This is a genomic window from Actinomyces capricornis (assembly GCF_019974135.1).
Taxonomy (GTDB): Bacteria; Actinomycetota; Actinomycetes; order Actinomycetales; family Actinomycetaceae; genus Actinomyces; species Actinomyces capricornis.
This window is the reverse complement of sequence record NZ_AP025017.1, coordinates 1,517,451-1,537,979: the sequence shown is the minus strand read 5'-3', so window position 1 is coordinate 1,537,979 and position 20,529 is coordinate 1,517,451. Positions and strand designations below refer to the sequence as shown.

The window sequence follows — 20,529 nt, the reverse complement described above, 5'->3', positions numbered from 1 at the left end:
ACCTCCTGCGCCCCGGCTCCTCCGCCGGGAGGAGACGGGGCCGCAACGGGGCGGGCATGATGGGCCCATGAGCACCTCCGCACCCGGACACCACTGGCAGGCCGCCTCTGCCCACGCCGGCGCGGGCAGAGGTCCGCAGGCAGTGGGCATGGTCGGGGGCGTGGCGGTGGACCTGTCCTCCGACAGGCTCCCGGCGGACTTCGTCTTCCCCGGCACCGAGGAGGTCAATCCCTTCACGGTCTTCTCCGGACCCGGCTACCAGGCCCCGCAGCCCCGCACCGATCCCGCGGCCACCGGGGCCCTGGTGTTCGCGCTGCTGTCCTTCATCCCCTGCGCGGGCCTGTTGGCAGCGGTCCTGGGGTGGTGGTCGCTGCGCCGGCTCCGGCGCTCCTGGACCACGGGCCAGGCCCTGGCCTGGCTGGGCGTGGTTGTGGGGACCGCGACGACGGTCTTCTGGCTGTGGTTCGCGTGGATGACCGTGGCCAGCCTCTGAGCGCGCCTCGCCCCAGCCCGCGGGCCGCCCCGTGCGGCGGTGAAAGGCGGTGAGGAGACTTCGGTGATGCAGCCCCCCGCCCGCCCCTCAGGCTCTACAGTGGGCCTGTGAAGCCTTTCATCATGGTGTCCACGCGCTCCGAGCTGGAGGCGGCGCAGGACGAGTACGCATCCTTCCTGGCCCAGAGCGGACTGGCCCGCGAGGACCTGCTGCACCTCCAACTGGAGGAGATCGATTTCCTGCGCGATGTCTCCGTTGAGCGGGTCTCGGGCGTCTTCATCGGAGGCAGCCCCTACAACATCACCACCCCGGCAGGCGCCAAGACCCGCAGTCAGTTGGATGTGGAGGATCAGGTCCGCGATCTGCTGGCGGTGGCCCTCAAGGAGGGGGTGCCGCTGCTGGCCACAGGCTTCGGCCTGCAGGTCCTGGCCGGCTATCTGGGGACGGCGGCCAGCCCGGAGTACGCCGAGGAGCTCGGCTCAGCGGATGTGTTCCTCACTGCCGAGGGGCGCCAGGACCCGCTGCTGGCCGGACTGCCCCAGGCCTTCACGGTGTTCGTCGGCCACGACGAGGGGGTGGGTGAGGTGCCCGCGCACGCCACGCTGCTGGCCTCCTCCCCCGACTGCCCGGTGCAGATGGTGCGCGTGGGCCGCAATGTCTACGGCACCCAGTTCAACCCCGAGCTCGACATCGAGCGCTTCAAGCAGCGCGTGAGCATCTATGACGAGGCCGGCTACGGGGACCCGGACCTCAGCGAGGACATCCTGTCCAAGGCCCGCTCCGAGGAGCCCCACCAGGCCGGCAGCATCATCCGCAATTTCGTGGCCCACTTCTCCCGCGACTAGTGCCCGGATCGATGGGCCCGGCGCCACCAGCACCCCCGCTCCACGGCGGCGGGCCAGCCGCTCCCGACTGGAGCGCGGCTCAGTCCCGGGCGTGGATCTGAACGAAGTTCGACAGCACCTTCCAGGAGTCGCTGACGTCCTGAGCGCGCACCCGGGCCTGCAGAGCGGGCAGCTCATCGGGCACGAAGTAGCCGTGGTTGGCATAGAAGCTCAGGCGGTGCGCCAGGTAATCGCCGTCGAGCTCGGGATGGAACTGGGTGGCGTAGAGGTTCGAGCGCACCCGGAAGATCTGGATCGGGCAGTCCTGCCCGGTGGCCAGGACGACCGCATTCGCGGGAGGCACGGTCACCGCCTCCTTGTGCGCCACGAAGGCCTGGAAGACCTCCGGGATGCCCGCGCAGATCGGGTCCTCCCTGCCGGCCAGGGTCAGCGTGATGTCGGGCGCCCCCACCTCTTCGCGGTAGGTGGTGTCGATGACGGCCCCCTGGTGGCGGGCGAGGGTCCCCACCCCGTAGCAGGCCCCCAGGAAGGGGAAGTCCGCCTCCACCACGCGGTCCAGCAGCCGGCCGAGCTCGGCCTCCACGCGCAGCTGGGTGGCGGACTTCAACTCCTCGGGGGTGGAGGCGTTGAAGGGCGAGCCGCCCACGAGGATCCCCGACCAGTCCTCCAGGTCGACCTCCGGGAGCGGCTCGGCCTCCAGGCGCAGCCGCACCAGGGAGGACTCCTCAAGACCCGTGCGCGCCAGGAACGCCTCGTACTCGGTGTCGGCGGGCTCGTCGTCGTCACGGGTGGCCAGGAACAGGAAAGGCTTCACGCCGGTGACCCTAGCGCCATCACGCCCTCACAGGGGCGCAATCTCACAGATCGGCTCCTCACATCGGCTCAGGCGCGCAGGCCGCCCAGGACGGTCTCGATCGCGTCGAGCACCACCGTCGCGGCGGGGCGCTGGAGGCGCGAGGTGGAGGCCGGGGCGGCCCGGCGGCCCGAGGGCTGGGCGGCGGGCTCGGCCAGGACCTCGTCGATGGCGGCCAGGGCGGCCGTGGGCACCCCCGCCGCCGCCAGGGTCATGCCCTCGGCGACCGTGTCCGTCACTGCGGCGTCGGCGCCCATGCCCGCCAGTACGCGGGCCTCGGCGGGCGTGGGGCGCATCGGCCCGGGGGTCAGGGCCACCACTCCCATGCCGCGCACGCCGCGCATGCGGGCCAGGCGGGCGGTCAGGGCCTCATCCCAGGCCGCCGAGACGATCTCATCGGCGGGGAAGAGGGGCGCGCAGGACAGGTTGATGTGGTCGCCGATGGCCAGCAGGTCGCCCGGGGCCGCCGCGCCCAGGGAGGAGGCCCGCGCTACCAGCAGGGCGGCCCGCACCCCGGCAGCCCCGACGATCCGGGCCAGGGCCGTGGTGGTCCGGGCGGACTTGCCCTCAATGGGGCTGGTGCGGCCGCGGGCCACCAGGACGCTCAGGCCGTCGCGCTCATAGGAGACCAGGGCATCCTCCTGGCCGGGTCCCACCGGGGCGCACACGCCGGGGAGGAAGGACAGGCGCACGCGCGCCGAGGGGCGCCCCCAGGCGGAGTCCAGGACCCCCAGCATCGCGGGGTCGGCGATGACCAGCAGATCGTGCCGGGCCCGCCCGGTGGCCAGAAGGATGGAGACGCCGGAAGGATCCTCATCCCAGGTTCCAGGGGCAGCCGGCTGCTCAGCCATGAGGTCCTCCGTTTTTGATGAGTTCGACAAATTCTGTCCACTAGAGTACAGGTACATGCACAACCTCATCTGTGCGATCCAACGATGCATAGCCACATTTACTAGAGAAAACCTAGAAGAGCATCAATAGTTGCAGTTGAGTAACAACTGGGCTCCTGGGGCATGACAACACTGTCATTCACCGGCAGATCATATTCCCGCGCCGGTGCAGAAGGCAGGCCCGGGCCAGGCCGACTGTGCCCGGGGCGGGCCCGCCCCGGGCACAGCGCGCAGGCAGGGCGCGCCGTTATCCAGGACGACCCCCTTCATGCTCGCACCGGCGAGATCTCATGAACGCCGGAAATATCCCGCGTGCGCATCCCTCCAACCCCGCTGCACATCTTCAACCGCGAGCCCGACGGGATCCTGCGGAAAGGTCGGGGCGGAAGGCGCCATGCGCCCCTGAAGATGTACAGCGCCCCTACCGCTGCACATCTTCAGGGCCCCAGGGACGGGCCGCCGGGACGAGAGCCGCGGAATCCTGCGGTCAGACCGATGAGTCGGGTGCTGAAGATGTGCAGCAGGGAGGATAGGGGCATGTGCCCGGACCGCGAACCCGACCCCCTGTCCGCCCTGTTCGCCTCACCTCCCGACCTGCCGGTCCTGGCCGCCCTGCCCGAGCTGCGGGCGGCCCTGGCCCAGAGCACCCGGCCCGTCATCCTCACCGCGCCCCCGGGCACCGGCAAGACCACGCTCGTGCCCGTGGCCGTCCACGACCACCTCCGGGCACAGCGCAGCCACCAAGCCGGGGGCTCCCAAGCCGGGCGCTCCGAGACCGGGCACTCCAAGGCCGGACGGCCGCTGGCCGGGCAGGATCATGGGGCCCCCACCCCGGGCCGCGTCGTCGTCACCCAGCCGCGGCGCGTGGCCGCGCGCGCCGCCGCCCGGCGCCTGGCCTCCCTCCTGGGCCAGGAGGTCGGAGGCACCGTCGGCTACGCGGTGCGCGGGGAGCGGCGGGCCTCACCGGCCACCCGCATCGAGGTCGTCACCAGCGGGCTCCTCCTGCGCCGGCTCCAGTCCGACCCCGAGCTGCCCGGGGTATCCGCCGTCGTCCTGGACGAGGTGCATGAGCGATCCCTGGACAGCGACCTCCTCCTGGCCCTGCTCCTGGACGCCCGCGCCCTGCGCGAGGACCTGCCCCTGATCGCCATGTCCGCCACGGTCCAGGCCGAGCGCCTGGCCGGGCTCCTGGGCGCGCGCGCCATCGAGGCCCCCGGACGCCTGCACCCCGTTGAGGAGATCTGGGCCCCCAGCCGCACCGGCCGCCTGGGGGCGCACGGGGTGCCCCGCGAGTTCCTGGCCCACGTGGCGGACACCGCCCTGGGGGCGCTGGAGTCCCATGAGGGCGACGCCCTGGTCTTCCTGCCCGGCGCGCGGGAGGTCGACGAGGTCACCCGCCGCCTGCGCACCGGCGTGCCCGACGGCGTCGACGTGCTGCCCCTGCACGGCCGCCTTCCTGCGGCCGCCCAGGACGCGGCCCTGGCGGCCAGTGCTCCTGGGCGGCGGCGCATCGTGGTGGCCACGAGCGTGGCCGAGTCCTCCCTGACCGTCCCAGGGGTGCGGATCGTCGTGGACGCCATGCTGGCGCGCGAGCCGCGCCTGGATGTGGCCCGCTCCATGAGCGGGCTGGTGACCGTGGGGGCCTCGCGCGCCTCGGGCATCCAGCGGGCGGGCCGGGCGGGTCGTGAGGGGCCCGGGGTCGCCTACCGCTGCTGCTCGCCCACCGACTGGGCCCGGGCACCACTGGCGCCCACCCCGGAGATCCTCACCGCGGATCTCACGCGCACCGCCCTGGAGCTGGCCGCCTGGGGAGCGCCCGACGGCGACCTGGCCTGGCTCGATGAGCCCCCGGCGGCCGCCATGGCCGCGGCCCGCGAGACCCTCGGCTCCCTGGGACTGGTCGACGACGGCGCCCTGACACCCCTGGGGCGGGCCGTGGCGGACATCCCGACCGACGTGCGGCCCGCACGGGCCCTGCTGGCTGCGGTGCCTGTCCTGGGGCGTCACCGCGCCGCGGAGGCCACCGCCCTGCTCACCACCGATCTGCGCACTGCCGACGCCGACCTGCCCGCCCTGGCCCGGCGCCTGCGCGAGGGCGGCCCCGGCAGCGGGCCGTGGCGCACGGAGGCCCGCCGGTTGGAGCGGGCCGCTGGCACGCGGGCGGCCAAGGTGGGGCCCGAGGCGGGCCGGGGGCTCCCATCCCGGCCGCCAGCGGGCTCTCCGCACCCTCCGGACGCGCAGGAGGCGATCGCCCTGGTGGTGGGGCTGGCCCACCCCCAGTGGATCGCCCAGCGCCGTGGACAGGCCCCGGCGCCGGGCTCCCCCGCCCGCTACCTCACCGTGGCCGGCAGCGGACTGCGCCTCCCCGAGGGCTCGCCCCTGGCCGGCGAGGAGTGGCTGGCGGTGGCCGAGATCGACCGCTCCCCCACCGGCGGGCCCGAGGGCCTCATCCGTGCGGCGGCCCCACTGGACGAGGCCATGGCCCTGGAGCTGGCCGCACCGTGGCTCGCCCAGGACCACCGGGTCGCCTGGCAGGGCCAGGTGCTGCGCAGCGAACAGGTGCGCGTCCTGGGCGCCATCCCCCTGAGCCGGGCGGCCGGCTCATCCCTGGAGCCCCAGGAGGCGGCGCGGGCCGTCGTCGAGCGGGTGCGGGACAAGGGCCTGGGGATGCTGACCTGGAGCGGGCAGGCCTCACGGCTGCGGGCCCGACTGGGTCTCCTGCACACGCACCTGGGCGATCCCTGGCCCGCGATGGATGAGGAGAGCCTGCTGGAGCGCGCCCAGGAGTGGCTGGCACCCGCGGTCATGACAGCGGTGGGGGACTCCTCCTCGAGCCTGGACCTGGGGGCGCTGGACATGGAGGGGGCGCTGCGGTCCCTGCTGCCCTGGCCGCAGGCCGCGCGCCTGGAGGAGCTGGTGCCCGAGCGCCTGGAGGTGCCCTCGGGATCGCTGGTGCGGGTGGAGTACGGCCAGCGCCCACGGCTGGAGGTGGCCGTCCAGGAGTGCTTCGGCTGGCAGGCCACGCCCCGCATCGTCCAGGGCCGGGTGGCGGTCCAGCTCCACCTGCTCTCCCCCGCGCGCAGGCCCGTGGCGGTCACCGACGACCTGGCCTCCTTCTGGCGGCAGGGCTACCCGCAGGTGCGCGCCGAGATGCGGGGCCGCTACCCCAAGCACGCCTGGCCCGAGGACCCCTGGCAGGTCCCGCCCCACCGCGGCACCGCCCGCCGCCGCTAGGCGCGCTTGCCCGGGAGGCGGCGCGCGCCGTCGGCAGAGGGCCGTGCGCGCCGTCGGAGGGGCCTGGCGCCGGATGCGGGGCTGCGGATCCGGGGCCCGCGGCGCTCAGAATGGGCGTCGCTTCGCGGATATCGCGTCACTTGGCGACCTGAGCGACACCTGCAGGTGTCGTCCATTCCGCGAAGTGACGCCTTTGTCGCGAAGTGACGTCCAACGTGCTCCTCCCTCCCACCGCCCTGGCCTCAGGCCCCGGGAGGCCACCCCTGGCCCGACCCGCATGGGCCCGGCCCAGCACCGCTCGGCGCGGGCAACGAGGAACCCCCTGGCGACTCGGGGTCGCCAGGGGGTGTGCGCGGTAGCGCTGGGATTCGAACCCAGGGTGGCTATGAACCACACAGACTTTCGAGATCTGCACCTTCGGCCGCTCGGACACGCTACCTCAGGCGTCGAGGGTACACGCCCGCCCGCCCTGCGCCCAATCCCCGGGGTCTGCGGTCTGCGTCACCGCACCCCGGTCCACCGCGGGGCTCCACGACGACGGGCCGCGGCATCGGGGCCGGCACCGGCGTCAGCGGCGCTGGGCGAAGAAGTCGGTGAGAAGCGCCTGGGACTCCTCGGCCCGCAGCCCGGCATGCACCTCGACCTGGTGGTTGGCGCGCGAGTCTCGCACGACGTCGCGCACCGAGCCGCAGGCGCCGGTGCGCGGCTCCCAGGCCGCGAAGACCAGGCGCGAGACCCGGGCCAGGACGATCGCCCCCGCGCACATGGTGCAGGGCTCCAGGGTGACCACGAGGGTGCAGCCCTCCAGGTGGGAGTCGCCCAGGGCGGCACCGGCGGCTCGCAGGGCGCGGATCTCGGCGTGCGCCGTCGGATCGCACTGCGCCTGGCGGGCGTTGGCGGCCTCGGCGAGCACCCCGCCCCCGCCCGACAGGACGACGGCGCCCACCGGCACCTCACCGGCCCGCCCTGCCGCACGGGCCAGCCCCAGGGCACGCCGCATGGCAGCGTCAACGGCATCAGTGGCGCCCGGCTCGTCGATCCCTCTCACCAGGACAGCCTGGCACACCCGGCGCCGCCCGCCCCGATCGGCTCCGCAGGCCCGCGGAGATCAGCGACACCGCCCACCTGTAGTATGATCCACTTCACAACAGCGTGCCGAAGCGTCCGCCAACAGCGAGGACACCGTGCACCTTTCTGCATAATTCCGCCGCTTCGGCTTGAAGCATCCTGCCAAACCTGGAAAGGTCTTAATAGTTATCTGATCGTCATCCAGGACCCAGGAAGGAACGGAGCGCCTCCGTGACACATTCCTCCACGACCACCACCGAGCCGACCACCGTCCCCGGCATCGAACCGACCGCCCAGCCCCGGCCCCTCAACCGAGTGGTCTTCCTCGCCTCCGCGATGGTCATCGCGGTGGTCGCAGCAGCGGCGATCATCAGCCCCACCGCCCTCCAGGGGGCCTTCGGTGCGGCCGTGGGCTGGACCGGGCGCTGGTTCGGGTCCTTCTACATCCTGCTGGTCACGGCGGTCCTCGTCTTCGTCGTGGCGCTGGCCTTCTCGCGCTTCGGGACCGTGCGCCTGGGCCCCAGCAACTCCACCCCGGACTTCTCCACCTTCTCGTGGGCCGCCATGCTCTTCGCCGCCGGCATCGGCACCGGGATCATGTTCTTCGCGATCGCCGAGCCCGTCGCCCAGTACATGGCACCACCCACGGGCCAGGCCGAGACGATCGCCGCCGCCCGGCAGGGCATCGTCCTGACCCTCTTCCACTACGGCATCTCCGGCTGGGGGCTGTACTCCCTGGTGGGCATGTCGATGGCCTACTTCGCCTACCGCCGTCGAGACAGCCTGGCAGTGCGCTCCACCCTGCGCCCTCTGCTGGGCGACCGGGTCGACGGGCTGGCCGGGGACCTCATCGACACCGCGGCGCTCATCGGGGGCGTGTTCGGCATCGCCGCCTCCCTGGGCGTCGGCGTGGTCCAGCTCAATGTCGCACTGAGCATCCTGTTCGGGCTGCCCCAGGGCGCCCCCACGCAGATCGGCCTCATCGCCCTGTCCGTCCTCATGGCCACCGTCTCGGCCGTCTCTGGCGTGGACCGCGGAGTGCGCATCCTGTCCAACATCAACGTGCTGCTGGCCATCGGCCTGGCCCTGTGGGTGCTGGTCACCGGCAACACCGCCTTCCTGCTGGACTCCCTGGTGGGCTCCATCGGGGACTTCGCCACCCAGTTCCCGCTGCTGACCCTGGAGACCTACGCCTACGACCGCCCCGAGACCTGGCTCAACGGGTGGACACTGTTCTTCTGGGCCTGGTGGATCACCTGGGCGGCCTTCGTCGGCATGTTCCTGGCCCGCATCTCCCGGGGACGCACCATCCGCCAGTTCGTCCTGGGCTCCCTGGCCCTGCCCTTCAGCTACATCGTCATGTGGGTCTCGATCTTCGGCAACCAGGCGCTCAGCCTCATCCGCTCGGGCGACACCGCCTTCGCCCAGGCCACCGTCAGCCAGCCCGAGCAGGGGCTCTACCTCCTGCTCAACTCCATGCCCGGGGGCACGGGCCTCATCGCCCTGGCCCTGTTCATCGGCATCCTGTTCTACGTCACCTCCGCCGACTCCGGGGCCCTGGTGATGTCCAACCTGTGCGTGCGCGCCCGGGGGGAGCACCAGGACGCGCCCGCCTGGCTGCGGATCTTCTGGGCCTCCCTCACCGGGATCCTGACCATCGCCATGCTCCTGGCCGGCGGCATCCCGATCCTCCAGCAGGCCACGATCGTCATGGCCCTGCCCTTCTCCTTCGTCATCATCACGGTCATGGTGGGCCTGTGGCGGGCCCTGAGCACGGAGGCCACCCGCAACGCGGCCCGCTCCATCGCCTACCGCAACCGCGCCCTGGGGTTCACGGGAACCGCGGCGGGCCTCAAGCGCATCTCCTGGCGCGACCGGCTCTCCCACACCTTCGACACCGTCTCCCCGGCCCGGGCCAAGCGCGCCCTGGAGGGACGGATCGTGCCGGCCCTGGAGGCGGTGGCCGAGGAGCTGCGCAAGGAGAGCCTGCTCGCAGAGGTCTACGTCGAGGGCGAGGAGGCCCAGGACCCCGACGACGAGCGCAACTTCCTGGGGCGCGCCACCCTGGTGGTCAGCCCTCCGGGAACGCCCGCCTCGCCGGAGGAGGACCCGCTGGCCGTGGAGCGGTCCTTCGGCCTGGACTCCTTCCGCTACGTGGTGCGCATGGTCCAGGCACCGGTGCCCGCCTATGGCGCCGTCGTCCACGAGGCGGACGACCTCACCGTGCGCCTGGAGGTGCGCCCGCGCGGGGGCGGCCAGGGCTACGACCTCATGGACTGGTCGGTCGACCAGGTCGCCCACGATGTCCTGGACCACTACGAGCGGTGGATCGAGTACCTGGGCACCTCCGAGACGCTGTAAAACTCCCACCACCCCAACTTTCGACAATTTGCATGAGATCGGCCTTTTCCGGGGCTGGAGAAGTACGATCTCATGCAAATTGTCGAAAAGAAGGGGTGAGGCGCCTACGGTCGCAGCGCCACCTCCGTGACCTCGGTCTCGGCGGTGTTGACGAAGACCCGCCCGGTGCTGGACTGCACCACGGACCAGTCGTTGCCCCGCGCCAGCAGCCACCCGGTCCTGGCCGCCGGGTCGATCGCACAGGTCTTGGAACTGGCGGTGTGGACCAGCAGCCTCTCCTTGGCGCAGTAGGTCATCGTGGCCAGGCGGTAGCCGGAGACCCTGCCGGAGGGCGCGGGCCGCAGCCGCAGGTACTCCGCGAGCGCCCCCGTGGCCGGGTCGATGACCAGCGCCCCACTGATCGTGGCCACATACAGGGTGCCCTCCACCAGCAGGGGGCTGTTGAGGATGTCTTCCCCGTCCACCTCCACCCGCCACAACTCGCGCTCCTGGCGCGCGTCGTAGGCCAGGACGTGGGCGTAGCCGGAGCCCTGGCCCGAGCCGCCCGTGATCGAGGTGGTGGCGTAGACGGTGTCCTTGCCGTCGGAGACCAGGCCCACGAAGGAGTGCCCGGGCACCAGGTCGGTCAGCACGGTGGCGGCGCCGTCGGCGGGGTTGATGAGGGACAGGGCCCCGCCCGCCACCCCCGAGACGGCGGCGCTGCCCACGCAGATCCGCCCGCCGGCCAGGGCCAGCCCGAAGGGCCGGGACTGCTGGTGGGAGCCCAGCTCGGCCACCTGGGAGGCCTCCCCCAGCCCGGGCCGGGCGGTGCGCCACACGCGGGCATGCTCGTAGCTGGCCATCACGAGGCCGGAGCCGTCGGTGGCCATGGACTCCACCTGCCCCTGGGTGCCCGAGGTGCGCGCCACCGCGCCCTGGGTCAGCTCCGCGGCGCCGAGGTCCAGGCGGGTCAGGGTGCGCCCCTGGTAGGCGCCCACGTACAGCGCGTTCTCGTCGTCGGGGATGAAGGGCGCCTGGCTGGCAAGGCCGGCGGGCTTCACCTCCGGATCGCGCTGGGCCACGACCCTGCCCGCCTCGACGTCGACCTCGATGTACTGGCACCCGGCCTCGGTGGAGGCCACGATGCCCAGGATGTTGCTGCGGCCGGGCAGGAGCGCCATCGCCCGCGCATAGCGGTTGGGGATGGCCGTGACCTCCCCGACCTTCCGGCCGGTGGCGTTGTCCATGGTGAACAGCACGCCGGTGCCGTCGCCCCGCCCCTGGATCGCCAGGCTGTGCCCGGGCTTGGTGGGGTGGGGGGCGTAGTGGCCGTTGAAGGGGTAGACCTCTGTCTGGGTCCAGGTGCCCGCGGCGGTGTCGTAGATGAGGCTGCGCGTGTCGCCGGGGCTGCCGATCGGCAGCTCGACGGCCAGGTGGGTCTCATCCAGGGCGGTGAGGTAGCGGGCGATGCCGGTCGAGGCGGCCTCGGGGTGGGTGATGGTGGCGGCCACCCGGCTGGGGTCCTTGCGGTCGAAGGCGGCGATGCGCGGGGAGCTGCTGCCCACGCCCGCGTAGACGGTGCCGCCGGCGACGGCGATGTGCCGGGTGATGCTGGCGCCCTGGCCCACCGCCGCCCCGTAGGTCAGGCTCCCGGCCACCGGGTCGATCCGCACCACGGTGGCCTCGGAGTTGCCGATCCACACCTGGCCATCGGCATCGAGACGCGGCTCGTAGCCCTGGGCCCATTTCTTCTCCGGGGAGACAACGGCGCCCAGGTCCTTCCAGCCGTTGTCGCGCACGTTGGCCTTGATAACCCGGGTGCCGCAGGTGGCGATGATGGCCTCGGCCTTGGGGGCGTAGACGAGCTCGCGCACGCCCGCGCCGTCGGACAGGCCGGTGAAGGTCCGGGTACCGTCGAGGGAGCCGGTGGCGGCGTCGATGATCTGCAGGTGGTTCGTGGCGCCCACGACCCCCAGGGCGATCTTGAGCCTGCCGTTGTCCGGGTGGGTGAAGAAGCAGGCGGCCATCACCTTCCTGTCGGCGCTGAGGTCGGTGTAGGTGGCGATGACGCGGGTGCCGGTCTTGCTGGTGGTGATGGTCCGCAGGGAGGTGTCCGTGGCGGGGCTGAGGGCGATGGGGGGTGGGGCCGCCGCGGCCGGGGCGGGCAGGCCCGCGCCTTGGGAGGCAGCGCCCAGGGCGCAGACCCCCAGGGCCCCGGCGACGACGCTGCGGCGACTGGGAAGGCCGGAGGGCGGGGAGGGCGGTGCGGATGCTGGGGACATGGGGCTCCTTCCGTCGGGCGCCGAGGCAGCCGTGATGTTGTTGACGGTTCACCTTATGGGCGCAGCCATGACGTTGCCTGAACGCCAGCAGCACAATCCATGACCCCAATTTTCGACAATTTGCATGAGATCGGCGTTTTCCGGGCCTGGAGAAGTACGATCTCATGCAAATTGTCGAAGAGAAGGGCAGCGGGGCGGGGCGGGCCGGTCATTCCCGGGCGCGCAGCACCTGGGCCGGGCTCTGCCGGCCGACGAGCGCGCTGACTCGCGAGGAGGCGACGACGGCCAGGCAGGTGGTCAGCAGGGTCGCGCCGCAGACGATCGCCGTGGGCCCGTTGGCGAAGCCCATCAGCATCTCAACGACCGACCGGTTCAGGAGCCGAGCCATGAGCACCGCCGCGGCCAGGGCGACAAGCAGCCCGATCAGGCACGCCGCCACAGCGTGGATGACGCCCTCGAGAACCTCCATGAGCAGGACATCGCGCTCCTCAGCCCCAGCGGCGCGCAGCAGGGCGGCGTCGCGCTGCCGCTGGCCCGCGCTCATGGCGATCACCGCCACGCCTCCCGTCCAGGCCACGAGGAAGGGAAGCCCGAACAGCGAGAAGAAGGCGCTGCTACTCGCACCGGGCAGCCCGGCGGCGACACCGAGCACGATGGCCACCAGGCCGATCGCCACCACGAAGGGCAGGACCGTAGCAGAGGATCGCCGGGACTCCAGGGCACAGGTGCGCCCCGCCACATGCCAGGCCACTCCCCTGCCGGGGACGAGGGCTGCGACCATGCGCTCCAGGAGCGGGGTGATCCACGCGCACAGGAGGCACAGGAGCACCAGGGCGCTCAGGGAGCCGTTGAAGACCGCCTGTATCCCGGCCTCGCCGTCGTCGCTCACCGTGATGACGACCAGGCCGGCCACCCACCCTGCGGCTGCGATGACCACCCCAAGGATGCGCAGGACGATCCGACCGGTATCGCGACCAGGAGCGCCGCCTCCGCCGGTACCGCGCAGCAGGACGGCCTCGGGGGCGCAGGCGGCCCGCCTGGCCGCCGACCGGCCGCCCAGCACGAGGGTCCCCGCGCTGATGAGGGCCGTCCAGATCAGGTCGGCGGCCTCCCAGCGCAGGGACGAGGTGGGCGGGAAGACCCCGTCGGAGACGAGCTGATCGAGCAGGAGCCTCCCCAGGGGGATGCTCAGCGGCACCGAGACCAGGGAGGCCAGGAGGCCCAGGGCGAGGAGCTGGCCCAGGATGAGGCCGCGCACCGTGGAGGGGCTCATGCCCAGGGCCTTCCACAGCCCGTGCTCACGCTCGCGCTGGGAGACCGCCAGGCCGCTGGTGGAGGACAGGACGGCCGTGGCCGAGAGGACCACGCCCGTGATGAGCAGGCCGGAGATGACGTTCGCCGATTCGATGATGTCGGCGTCCCCGGTGGAGCGTGCGAGCGCCAGCGCACCGTGGACCACCCGGAACTGCCCCGCGATGCAGGAGGCGGCGACCACCGCGATCGCCAGGGTCCACGCCCAGGATCCGCCGTGATGGCGCAGGTCGGCCAGCAGGAGGCGGATCATCGTGGCCCTCCCGCACCGCGATGGCACTGGGGGTCCGCGTAGCCGCTGAGGCTGCGGGCGGCCCCAATGGCGCGGGCGCCGTCCTGGCGCCCGTCCCGGCGCCCGTCCTCGCGGGCAGACAGGACGGCGGCGGAGACGGCGGCGGGATCCCCGCCGGGCAGGCTGGCGACGAGGCAGCCCGCATCCATGACCAGGACGCGCTGGGCCCGCGCCGCTGCGGCGGCGTCATGGGTCACCATGAGGACGGTGGCCCGGGCGGCGTCACGCCCGCCAGGCGCGCCCCCGGCGCCCCCAGATCCCCCAGTGCCCCCCGCGCCCTGCCCGGCGAGCGCTGCGAGCCAGTCCAGGACGGTCGCTGCTGCGCCGACGTCGAGAGCCGCCGTGGGCTCATCGGCGAAGACGAGATCGGGGCAGGAGGCCAGCACCCGCGCGATGGCGACCCGCTGGCGCTCGCCCCCGCTCATCTGGTGGGGCAGGTGGCGCGCCTGGGCGGACAGGCCGACGCGCTCCAGCGCCTCATCGACGCCCCTGCGGCTGAGGGGACGACGGCGCAGGCGCCCGGGCAGGGCCACATTGTCGCGGGCAGACAGGGAGGTGACCAGGTTGTCGTCCTGGAAGATGAACCCCACGTGCCGCGCCCGGAATCGGGCGGCGGCGCGGGAGGACAGCTCGCTGGTCCGGGTGCCCAGGAGACTGACCGTGCCGGCGGTGGGGGCGTCGAGCCCGGCGATGCACTGCAGGAGGGTGGACTTGCCGCAGCCCGAGGCGCCCACCAGGGCGGTGAAGCTGCCAGCGGGCAGGGTGAGGCCGACGTCGTCGAGGGCGGTCACGGCCGCGGCCCCCCGCCCCTGGAGGCGGAAGACGCGCCGGAGCCCCTGGACCTCGATGGCCGGGATCGCCGGCGCGGCTGGCCGCACCGCGCCGGGAGATTCGGCGCCGAGCCGGCCGGCGGGATCGGTCCGTGGACGGAATATGCTCATGCGCCGATGGCACCCGATGCCCGGCCGCGGGTCACTGGTGCGTGCTGCCGTTGCCGGCTCCACCCCGGGGCACCCCCTCCTCCTGCTCAACCGCGGTGGGTGGTGCTGGCTCCACCCGCCTCCATGCCCCGCGCTCACTCCCCCGCCCTCGATCCTCCGCAGCCGGCCCCGACCCGCACCGTCCCACCTGCCACCCCCTCCCGGCCCACCGCGAGCGCCCGGATCCGGGTGCCAGCACCCGTGCGCCCGGCCCCCGGGGAGCGTTAGCGTCCCTGTCATGCCCTCCGCACCGCGCGCTGCCCCACCCACAGCCCGGCCACTCGCGCCCCCGAGCGCCACCAACGGGGCGCTGACAACGGTGCCACCCCGGGTGCCGCCCCAGGGAGTGCCCCGGGTGGCGCCCCGGGCGATGAAGCCGCGGCCCCCGAGCGCATGAGCCCCGGGCGCCGCAGCCCCGGGCGCCGCAGCCCCGGGCACCTGGCCCGTATCGTGGCGTGGGAGCTCCTGCACGCACTGGCATGGGCTCCTCTGGCGCTGCTGGGCATCCTGGCCATCCTCTTCTTCCACCTGACCGTCCCCATCGGCGCGGCAGTGCAGCGGGCCATCGCGCGCCGCCTGGGCGCCCACGCGGCCTCGGGCCGCCCAAGCGGTGAGCGCCTGAGCCCCTGGCTCCTGTCCCGCGTGGCCGAGGCGGCCTTCTGGCGCCAGGACCTTCCCCTGTGCCTGGGGGCCTTCCTGCTGGGCCTGGCCTCGGCGTACATCACCTCCAACGGGCTGACCATCGCCGTCGCCATGATCACGGTGCCCCTGTCCGCCTCGCGGGCCCAGCCGGTGACGGTCCGGCTCAACGGGCCCGCGCTGGTCGTGACGGACCCGACCACGGCCTGGTGGCTCATCCTGCTCGGCGTGGCCGTCCTGGCCCTGACCGCCGCCCTTCTGCTGGGGGTGGGCGTGGTGCGGCTCCGGCTCATCACGGCCCTGTCCGGCGATCGCGAGGAGCCGCGAGTCCGGCGGTTGAGAGCGGAGGTCGGCCAGCTCACGGCCAGCCGCGCCACCCTCATGGACGCTTTCGAGGTCGAGCGCGCCCGCATCGAGCGGGATCTTCACGACGGCGCCCAGCAGGACCTCGTGGCCCTGACGATGAGCCTGGGGGCACTGCGCCTGAGCGCCGAGTCCCTGCCCGACGAGGAGATCTCGCAGGCCGCCCGCGCGAGCCTGCTGTCCGGCGTCGATGCCGCCCAGGACCGCGCGGAGGCGGCCCTGGGCAGTCTGCGCGAGACGGTGCACGGCATCCGCCCCGAGGTCCTGTCCGAGCGGGGCCTGGTGCCGGCCCTCCGGGATCTGGCGGGCCGAGCGCCCCTGCCGACCGCCGTCGTCATCACGGGCGACGACGGCGACCTCGCCGCGATCTCCCCGCCCGTGGCGACCGTGGTCTACTTCGCGGTCGCCGAGGCCCTGACCAACGCGGCCAAGCACGCCCGGGCCGGCCACGCCACCGTCACCGTGCGCTGCTCGGGCGCGAGCCTGAACGCGACGGTCAGCGATGACGGCGTTGGCGGGGCCGACCCGCGGCGGGAGCGGGCCACGGGCCTGCGCGGCATGGAGCAGCGGGTGGAGTCCATCGGCGGGAGGCTGGAGGTGCACTCGCCGCCCGGGGGCGGGACGCGGCTGTCGATGACGACTCCCCTGGTGCCACCCTGGGGCGCGCACTCCGCCGTGCCCCCGGCACTGGCCGGCCCTCCGGTGGCCCCGTGACCGGCGGGGGCTCGGGATGGGGCTCGGGACCGCTGCGGCCGGCCTGCGGCAGGATGAGCCCATGAGGATCCTGCTGGCCGACGACGCCACGCTCCTGCGCGAGGGTCTGGCCGGCCTGCTGACCGCGGCTGGGCACGAGGTGGTGGCGCAGGCTGCCGACGCTGATGCCCTGCGCCGCGAGGTCGCGCGCCTGGCGGGATCGGGGCGGCTGCCCGACGTCGTCGTCACCGACGTGCGCATGCCGCCCACGGGCACCGACGACGGGCTGCGCGCCGCTGTCGACCTGCGGCGCAGGTACCCGGGCCTGCCCGTGGTGGTGCTCAGCGCCTATGTGACCGGGCAGTACGTGCAGGACCTGCTGGAGGGCGCGGGGGATGCCCCGGGCGGGGGGCATGGCGGCGGGGCGGTCGGCTACCTGCTCAAGGAGCGGGTGGGGCGGGTCGCCGACTTCGTGCACTCCCTCGATGTCGTCGTGGGCGGTGGGGTGGTGATCGATCCGGAGGTGGTCTCCCACCTCATGAGGGCGGCGCGTGCCGCGGGCCAGCGGGATGGGGCGGGCATGGCCGGCCCTCCAGTGGCCGAGGCGGCGGGCGCGCGGGGGGACGGGCTGGCCGCCGGCCGGATCGGTGAGGCCCCGGGCCTTCGCGGAGCCCGCGGTCCCCGGGCGGATGAGGGCTCCTGCCTGGCGCCCGTCGCCCCTGGACGGGCCACGGCGTCGGGGCCCGGCGGCACGGATCGCGGCGGTACGGGGCTCAACCGGCTGACCCCGCGGGAGCAAGAGGTTCTCGAGCTGATGGCCCAGGGGCTGTCCAACACGCAGATCAGGGAGCGGCTGGTGCTCTCCGATGGGGCGGTGGCCAAACATGTCGCCAGCATCTTCCGTGCGCTCGACCTGCAGCCCGGTGAGGAGAACCGCCGGGTGCGGGCCGTCCTGGCCTGGCTGCACGCCACCGCCTGACCCCAGGATGCTGTTGACGGCTCGTGAGGGGCGCGCAGCCAATCCATCGCCCCCACTTTCGACAATTTGCATGAGATCGGCGTTTTCCGGGCCTGGAGAAGTACGATCTCATGCAAATTGTCGAAGAGAAGGGCAGCGGGGCTCAGTCCCCGCCCAGCACGAAGCCGTGGCGCACGGGGTCGCGGGGGTCCAGGAGCAGTTGGCTGTAGCCGGTGACATAGGCCGATCCGGTGACGCGCGGGATGATCGCCGGGTACTGGCCCACCGTCGTCGTCCCGAGAACCTCCCCGCGCAGGCGGGTGCCGATGAGGCTCTCCTGGACCAGCTCCTCCCCCACCGCCAGGCGGCCCTGGGCGTGGAGGAGCGCCATGCGGGCGCAGGTGCCCGTGCCGCAGGGCGAGCGGTCCACCTGCCCGCTGCCGAAGACGACGACGTTGCGCCAGTCCACCTGCGCGGTGGTGGACGGCTCGTAGACCTCGACCAGGTCGATGCTGGTGATATGCGGCAGGTCGGGGTGGCGCACCTGGACCTCCTCGTTGATGCGGTCGCGCAGGCGCAGCGCCGCCCCGGTCAGGGCGGGCAGGTCCTCGGCGCTCACCCGCACCCCCAGCTGCGCGGCGCTCACAATGGCGAAGAAGCTGCCGCCGAAGGCGATGTCGCACACGACCGCCTCGCCCCGCCCGGGCTGGAGCTCGAGGCGCACCTCGCGCCGGTAGACGAACGCGGGGACGTTGACGAAGGAGACCTGCGTGACCGCGCCGTCCTCCACCAGCGCCTCGGTACGCACGAGACCGGCCGGGGTATCGAGGACCACGGGGGTCGGGCCCTCGCGGGAGGGCACCATGCCCGACTGGAGGACCGCGGTGACGGTGCCGATGGTGCCGTGGCCGCACATGTTGAGGTAGCCGCCGCCGTCCATGAAGACGACGCCGACATCGGCCCGCTCATCGGCGGATGGCAGGACCACCGCGCCGAACATGTCGGCATGGCCCCGGGGCTCGTGGATGAGGGCGCAGCGCAGGTGGTCCAGGCGCTGGCGCAGGTCCTCCCGCTTGGCGGCCATGTCCCGCCCGCGGACCTCGGGCATGCCGCCGACGACGACGCGCGTGGGCTCGCCGGCCGTATGGGTCTCGATGGTGCTCAGCGCCGGCAGGCCGTCCCGGTCGGGGCCGTGGCCGCCGCGCCGGCCCCTCCAGTCATGATCCTCCACGCATGCCTGTGCGCCCACGGCCTCCCCTGTCGCTTGCCATCGTCTGCGGCTTGGCGCCCCGGTGCGCCTGGCCCGACGGTAGTGCGCCCCGCCCCCCGCAGCCTGGGACCCCAGGCCCCCAACCTTCGACAATTTGCATGAGATCGGCCTTTTCCAGGCCTGGAGAAGTACGATCTCATGCAAATTGTCGAAAAGAAGGGGCGGCATGAGTGCGCAACCCTCGGACTCCCTGGATTCCCGCAGGCCGCGAGCGCCCGCACCCCATGAGGCCCTCGCCCTGCACGCCACCGGCTTCCTGCGCGATCACTACCGCGAGCCGATCACCATCCACGACCTGTCCGACCACCTCTCCTACAGCCCCTCCCACCTCACCCGTTCCTTCACCCGAGTGGTGGGCGTCTCGCCGATCCGCTACCTGGCCTCCTGGCGCCTGCACGAGGCCAAACGCCTGCTCATCAGCGAGGGCCTGGATGTCGCGGAGGCGTGCTACGAGGTGGGCTACACCTCGGTGGGAACCTTCTCGCGGCGCTTCGTCCGAGACGTGGGGCTGCCACCCGCGTCCCTGCGCCGCTCGGCTGACTGGCTGGCGGACACCAGCCTTCCCCCGGTGAGCCTGCTGAGGCCGGCCGCGACGCGAGTGCGGGTGCGCGTCGTCGTGCCCCCGCCGCTGCGCATACGGCTCGGCGAGGAGCCCCACCAGTGGGTGGGCACCTTCCCGATGCCGATCCCCTGTGGTCCGCCATGCACCGGGGCCCTGCGCCGCGGCGTGGTCGAGGTGTGCCTGCCCGTGGTGCCGGGCGCACCCTGGCTGCTGGTCACGCTGGCACCTGGAGGCGCTGACGTCGTCGAGCACCTCGCACCCCGGGAGCCGCTCGTCGCCCGGCCGCACCGTCTGTCCGGCCAGGAGGAGGTGGTCACCATGGAGGTGGGCCCCGCACAGCCCTGGGACCATCCCATGCTGGTGGCGCTCCCCGCGCTGTGGCCCGGCTGAACCACTGCCAGACCGCTGATGGGACGCGGCGCTATGCGTCGTCGGCCCATGCGCGCCACCGGATCACAGCAGGATCGGAGTCGTCGACAGCCGGGCAGTCCACCTACCGTAGGGGCAACCTCACCTGGGCCGATGGCGACCGGCGCGGGCCTGGCCGCAGGAACGAGCCCTCATATCCTTGACATCCTTGGAGGACCGATGGCCGCTTCAACCGTCACCACGACGACTTCTCCGGGCCGCCCCTGCTGGCTCGAGCTCTACACCCCCGATGCCGAGGCCGCGGCAGCCTTCTACGGCGGGCTGCTGGGCTGGCAGGTCGCCGACGCCGACCCGGGGTCGGGCATCTCCACGATGGTGTTGCTCCGCGATCACCTCATCGCCTCCTTCGAGCCGCAGGAGGGCCAGCAGGACGATGGCGGCTGGCTGGTCACCCTGCTCGTCGACGACGTCGCGGCGGCTGTCACCCAGGCGGAGGCGGCAGGCGGGGGCGTCGTCATCCCGTGCACCGAGGTGGGCGAGGACGGCACGACCACCTTCGCCGTCGTCACTGATCCTGGGGGCGCACAGGTCGGCATGATCTCCGATACCGACCCGGCGCCCGCGGCTCCGCAGGAAGCGGGCATGCCGCTGTGGTACGAAGTGCTGACTGATGGGCTGGATGCCGGTGTCGGCTTCTACGAGACGGTGTTCGGCTGGCGCACCCGCGAGGTGGAGCCCGGCCAGGGCCTGCCCTACCGCGTCAACGACCCGGGGACGGGGCCCCTGTGCGGCATCGGGGAGCGCTCGGCCTTCACCGGGGGCGCTCCGGCCTGGCGGGTCTACTTCGGGGTGGAGGATCTCGACTCGGCCGCGGCGCGCGTGCCGGCACTCGGCGGCAGGGCACTGGGGGAGCCGCAGGACAGCCCCTACGGCCGGATTCTCCCGGTAGCCGACCCCCACGGCGCCAACTTCATGCTCGTCGAGATGTGAGGATCCCCCACCTCCCCAACCTTCGACAATTTGCATGAGATCGGCCTTTTCCGGGCCTGGAGAAGTACGATCTCATGCAAATTGTCGAAATGAAGGG

At 72.9% G+C, this 20,529-nt stretch carries 15 protein-coding genes and 1 tRNA gene; 8 read left to right on the top strand and 8 right to left on the bottom strand.

Going from position 1 to position 20,529, the window contains the following annotated elements; genetic code table 11:
- The first annotated feature begins 67 nt into the window (after nucleotides 1–67).
- Entirely contained in the window at nucleotides 68–493 is a 426-nt protein-coding gene (locus MANAM107_RS06180; protein WP_223912521.1) for a DUF4190 domain-containing protein, read from the top strand.
- Between the two features lie 107 nt (nucleotides 494–600).
- Nucleotides 601–1,338, top strand: a complete 738-nt coding sequence (locus MANAM107_RS06175; RefSeq protein WP_179901265.1) for a glutamine amidotransferase-related protein — start codon at nucleotides 601–603, stop codon at nucleotides 1,336–1,338.
- Between the two features lie 79 nt (nucleotides 1,339–1,417).
- On the opposite strand, the gene MANAM107_RS06170 is transcribed toward MANAM107_RS06175, so the two are convergent.
- The gene (locus MANAM107_RS06170) at nucleotides 1,418–2,152 is read right to left on the bottom strand and encodes a glutamine amidotransferase (RefSeq protein WP_223912518.1); all 735 of its coding nucleotides are present in this window, start codon (nucleotides 2,150–2,152) and stop codon (nucleotides 1,418–1,420) included.
- A gap of 68 nt (nucleotides 2,153–2,220) precedes the next feature.
- A complete protein-coding gene (locus MANAM107_RS06165) occupies nucleotides 2,221–3,042 on the bottom strand; it encodes a phosphorylase family protein (RefSeq protein ID WP_223912514.1) in 822 nt (273 codons plus the stop codon).
- A gap of 576 nt (nucleotides 3,043–3,618) precedes the next feature.
- Between MANAM107_RS06165 and hrpB the strand changes: the two genes are divergently transcribed.
- Nucleotides 3,619–6,315, top strand: coding sequence for an ATP-dependent helicase HrpB (gene hrpB / locus MANAM107_RS06160; RefSeq protein ID WP_223912511.1), 2,697 nt, complete (start codon nucleotides 3,619–3,621; stop codon nucleotides 6,313–6,315).
- Between the two features lie 353 nt (nucleotides 6,316–6,668).
- Here the strand turns inward: hrpB and MANAM107_RS06155 are convergent.
- A tRNA-Ser gene (locus MANAM107_RS06155) sits at nucleotides 6,669–6,754 on the bottom strand.
- A 129-nt stretch (nucleotides 6,755–6,883) separates the two neighbouring features.
- Nucleotides 6,884–7,315 (bottom strand): nucleoside deaminase, encoded by a 432-nt coding sequence (locus MANAM107_RS06150; RefSeq protein WP_223912901.1) that lies wholly within the window; start codon nucleotides 7,313–7,315, stop codon nucleotides 6,884–6,886.
- A gap of 404 nt (nucleotides 7,316–7,719) precedes the next feature.
- Between MANAM107_RS06150 and betT the strand changes: the two genes are divergently transcribed.
- On the top strand, nucleotides 7,720–9,744 hold the full coding sequence (gene betT / locus MANAM107_RS06145) for a choline BCCT transporter BetT (RefSeq protein ID WP_263421953.1): 2,025 nt from the start codon (nucleotides 7,720–7,722) through the stop codon (nucleotides 9,742–9,744).
- Nucleotides 9,745–9,848: 104 nt separating this feature from the next.
- Here the strand turns inward: betT and MANAM107_RS06140 are convergent, their stop codons facing one another.
- The 3 genes from MANAM107_RS06140 to MANAM107_RS06130 all read right to left on the bottom strand — a co-directional run bounded on the left by MANAM107_RS06140 (nucleotide 9,849) and on the right by MANAM107_RS06130 (nucleotide 14,549).
- Nucleotides 9,849–12,005 carry an outer membrane protein assembly factor BamB family protein gene (locus tag MANAM107_RS06140; protein ID WP_223912506.1) on the bottom strand — a complete coding sequence of 719 codons (2,157 nt, stop codon included), beginning with the start codon at nucleotides 12,003–12,005 and terminating at the stop codon, nucleotides 9,849–9,851.
- A gap of 208 nt (nucleotides 12,006–12,213) precedes the next feature.
- Nucleotides 12,214–13,569 carry an FtsX-like permease family protein gene (locus MANAM107_RS06135; protein ID WP_223912495.1) on the bottom strand — a complete coding sequence of 452 codons (1,356 nt, stop codon included), beginning with the start codon at nucleotides 13,567–13,569 and terminating at the stop codon, nucleotides 12,214–12,216.
- Nucleotides 13,566–14,549 carry an ABC transporter ATP-binding protein gene (locus MANAM107_RS06130; protein ID WP_223912492.1) on the bottom strand — a complete coding sequence of 328 codons (984 nt, stop codon included), beginning with the start codon at nucleotides 14,547–14,549 and terminating at the stop codon, nucleotides 13,566–13,568. Before MANAM107_RS06130 ends, MANAM107_RS06135 begins: the two co-directional genes overlap by 4 nt.
- Nucleotides 14,550–14,981: 432 nt before the next feature.
- Here MANAM107_RS06130 and MANAM107_RS06125 point away from each other — a divergent pair, with 432 nt between their 5' ends.
- The gene (locus MANAM107_RS06125) at nucleotides 14,982–16,304 is read left to right on the top strand and encodes a sensor histidine kinase (RefSeq protein ID WP_223912489.1); all 1,323 of its coding nucleotides are present in this window, start codon (nucleotides 14,982–14,984) and stop codon (nucleotides 16,302–16,304) included.
- A gap of 61 nt (nucleotides 16,305–16,365) precedes the next feature.
- A complete protein-coding gene (locus MANAM107_RS06120) occupies nucleotides 16,366–17,262 on the top strand; it encodes a response regulator transcription factor (RefSeq protein WP_223912486.1) in 897 nt (298 codons plus the stop codon).
- A gap of 142 nt (nucleotides 17,263–17,404) precedes the next feature.
- Here MANAM107_RS06120 and MANAM107_RS06115 read toward each other — a convergent pair whose 3' ends face one another.
- Entirely contained in the window at nucleotides 17,405–18,490 is a 1,086-nt protein-coding gene (locus tag MANAM107_RS06115; protein WP_223912483.1) for a proline racemase family protein, read from the bottom strand.
- A 187-nt stretch (nucleotides 18,491–18,677) separates the two neighbouring features.
- Between MANAM107_RS06115 and MANAM107_RS06110 the strand changes: the two genes are divergently transcribed.
- Nucleotides 18,678–19,463, top strand: coding sequence for a helix-turn-helix transcriptional regulator (locus MANAM107_RS06110; protein ID WP_223912480.1), 786 nt, complete (start codon nucleotides 18,678–18,680; stop codon nucleotides 19,461–19,463).
- Nucleotides 19,464–19,661: 198 nt separating this feature from the next.
- Nucleotides 19,662–20,432, top strand: a complete 771-nt coding sequence (locus tag MANAM107_RS06105) for a VOC family protein (protein WP_223912478.1) — start codon at nucleotides 19,662–19,664, stop codon at nucleotides 20,430–20,432.
- Nucleotides 20,433–20,529: the final 97 nt, after the last annotated feature.

Excerpts from the sequence above, each read along its gene's own strand:
- MANAM107_RS06140 (WP_223912506.1), bottom strand. The coding sequence starts at position 12,005 with ATGTCCCCAGCATCCGCACCGCCCTCCCCGCCCTCCGGCCTTCCCAGT.
- MANAM107_RS06120 (WP_223912486.1), top strand. The coding sequence starts at position 16,366 with ATGAGGATCCTGCTGGCCGACGACGCCACGCTCCTGCGCGAGGGTCTG.
- betT (WP_263421953.1), top strand. The coding sequence starts at position 7,720 with ATGGTCATCGCGGTGGTCGCAGCAGCGGCGATCATCAGCCCCACCGCC.
- MANAM107_RS06135 (WP_223912495.1), bottom strand. The coding sequence starts at position 13,569 with ATGATCCGCCTCCTGCTGGCCGACCTGCGCCATCACGGCGGATCCTGG.
- MANAM107_RS06110 (WP_223912480.1), top strand. The coding sequence starts at position 18,678 with ATGAGTGCGCAACCCTCGGACTCCCTGGATTCCCGCAGGCCGCGAGCG.
- MANAM107_RS06165 (WP_223912514.1), bottom strand. The coding sequence starts at position 3,042 with ATGGCTGAGCAGCCGGCTGCCCCTGGAACCTGGGATGAGGATCCTTCC.
- MANAM107_RS06150 (WP_223912901.1), bottom strand. The coding sequence starts at position 7,315 with ATGCGGCGTGCCCTGGGGCTGGCCCGTGCGGCAGGGCGGGCCGGTGAG.
- MANAM107_RS06180 (WP_223912521.1), top strand. The coding sequence starts at position 68 with ATGAGCACCTCCGCACCCGGACACCACTGGCAGGCCGCCTCTGCCCAC.
- MANAM107_RS06130 (WP_223912492.1), bottom strand. The coding sequence starts at position 14,549 with ATGAGCATATTCCGTCCACGGACCGATCCCGCCGGCCGGCTCGGCGCC.
- MANAM107_RS06125 (WP_223912489.1), top strand. The coding sequence starts at position 14,982 with ATGAGCCCCGGGCGCCGCAGCCCCGGGCGCCGCAGCCCCGGGCACCTG.
- MANAM107_RS06105 (WP_223912478.1), top strand. The coding sequence starts at position 19,662 with ATGGCCGCTTCAACCGTCACCACGACGACTTCTCCGGGCCGCCCCTGC.
- hrpB (WP_223912511.1), top strand. The coding sequence starts at position 3,619 with ATGTGCCCGGACCGCGAACCCGACCCCCTGTCCGCCCTGTTCGCCTCA.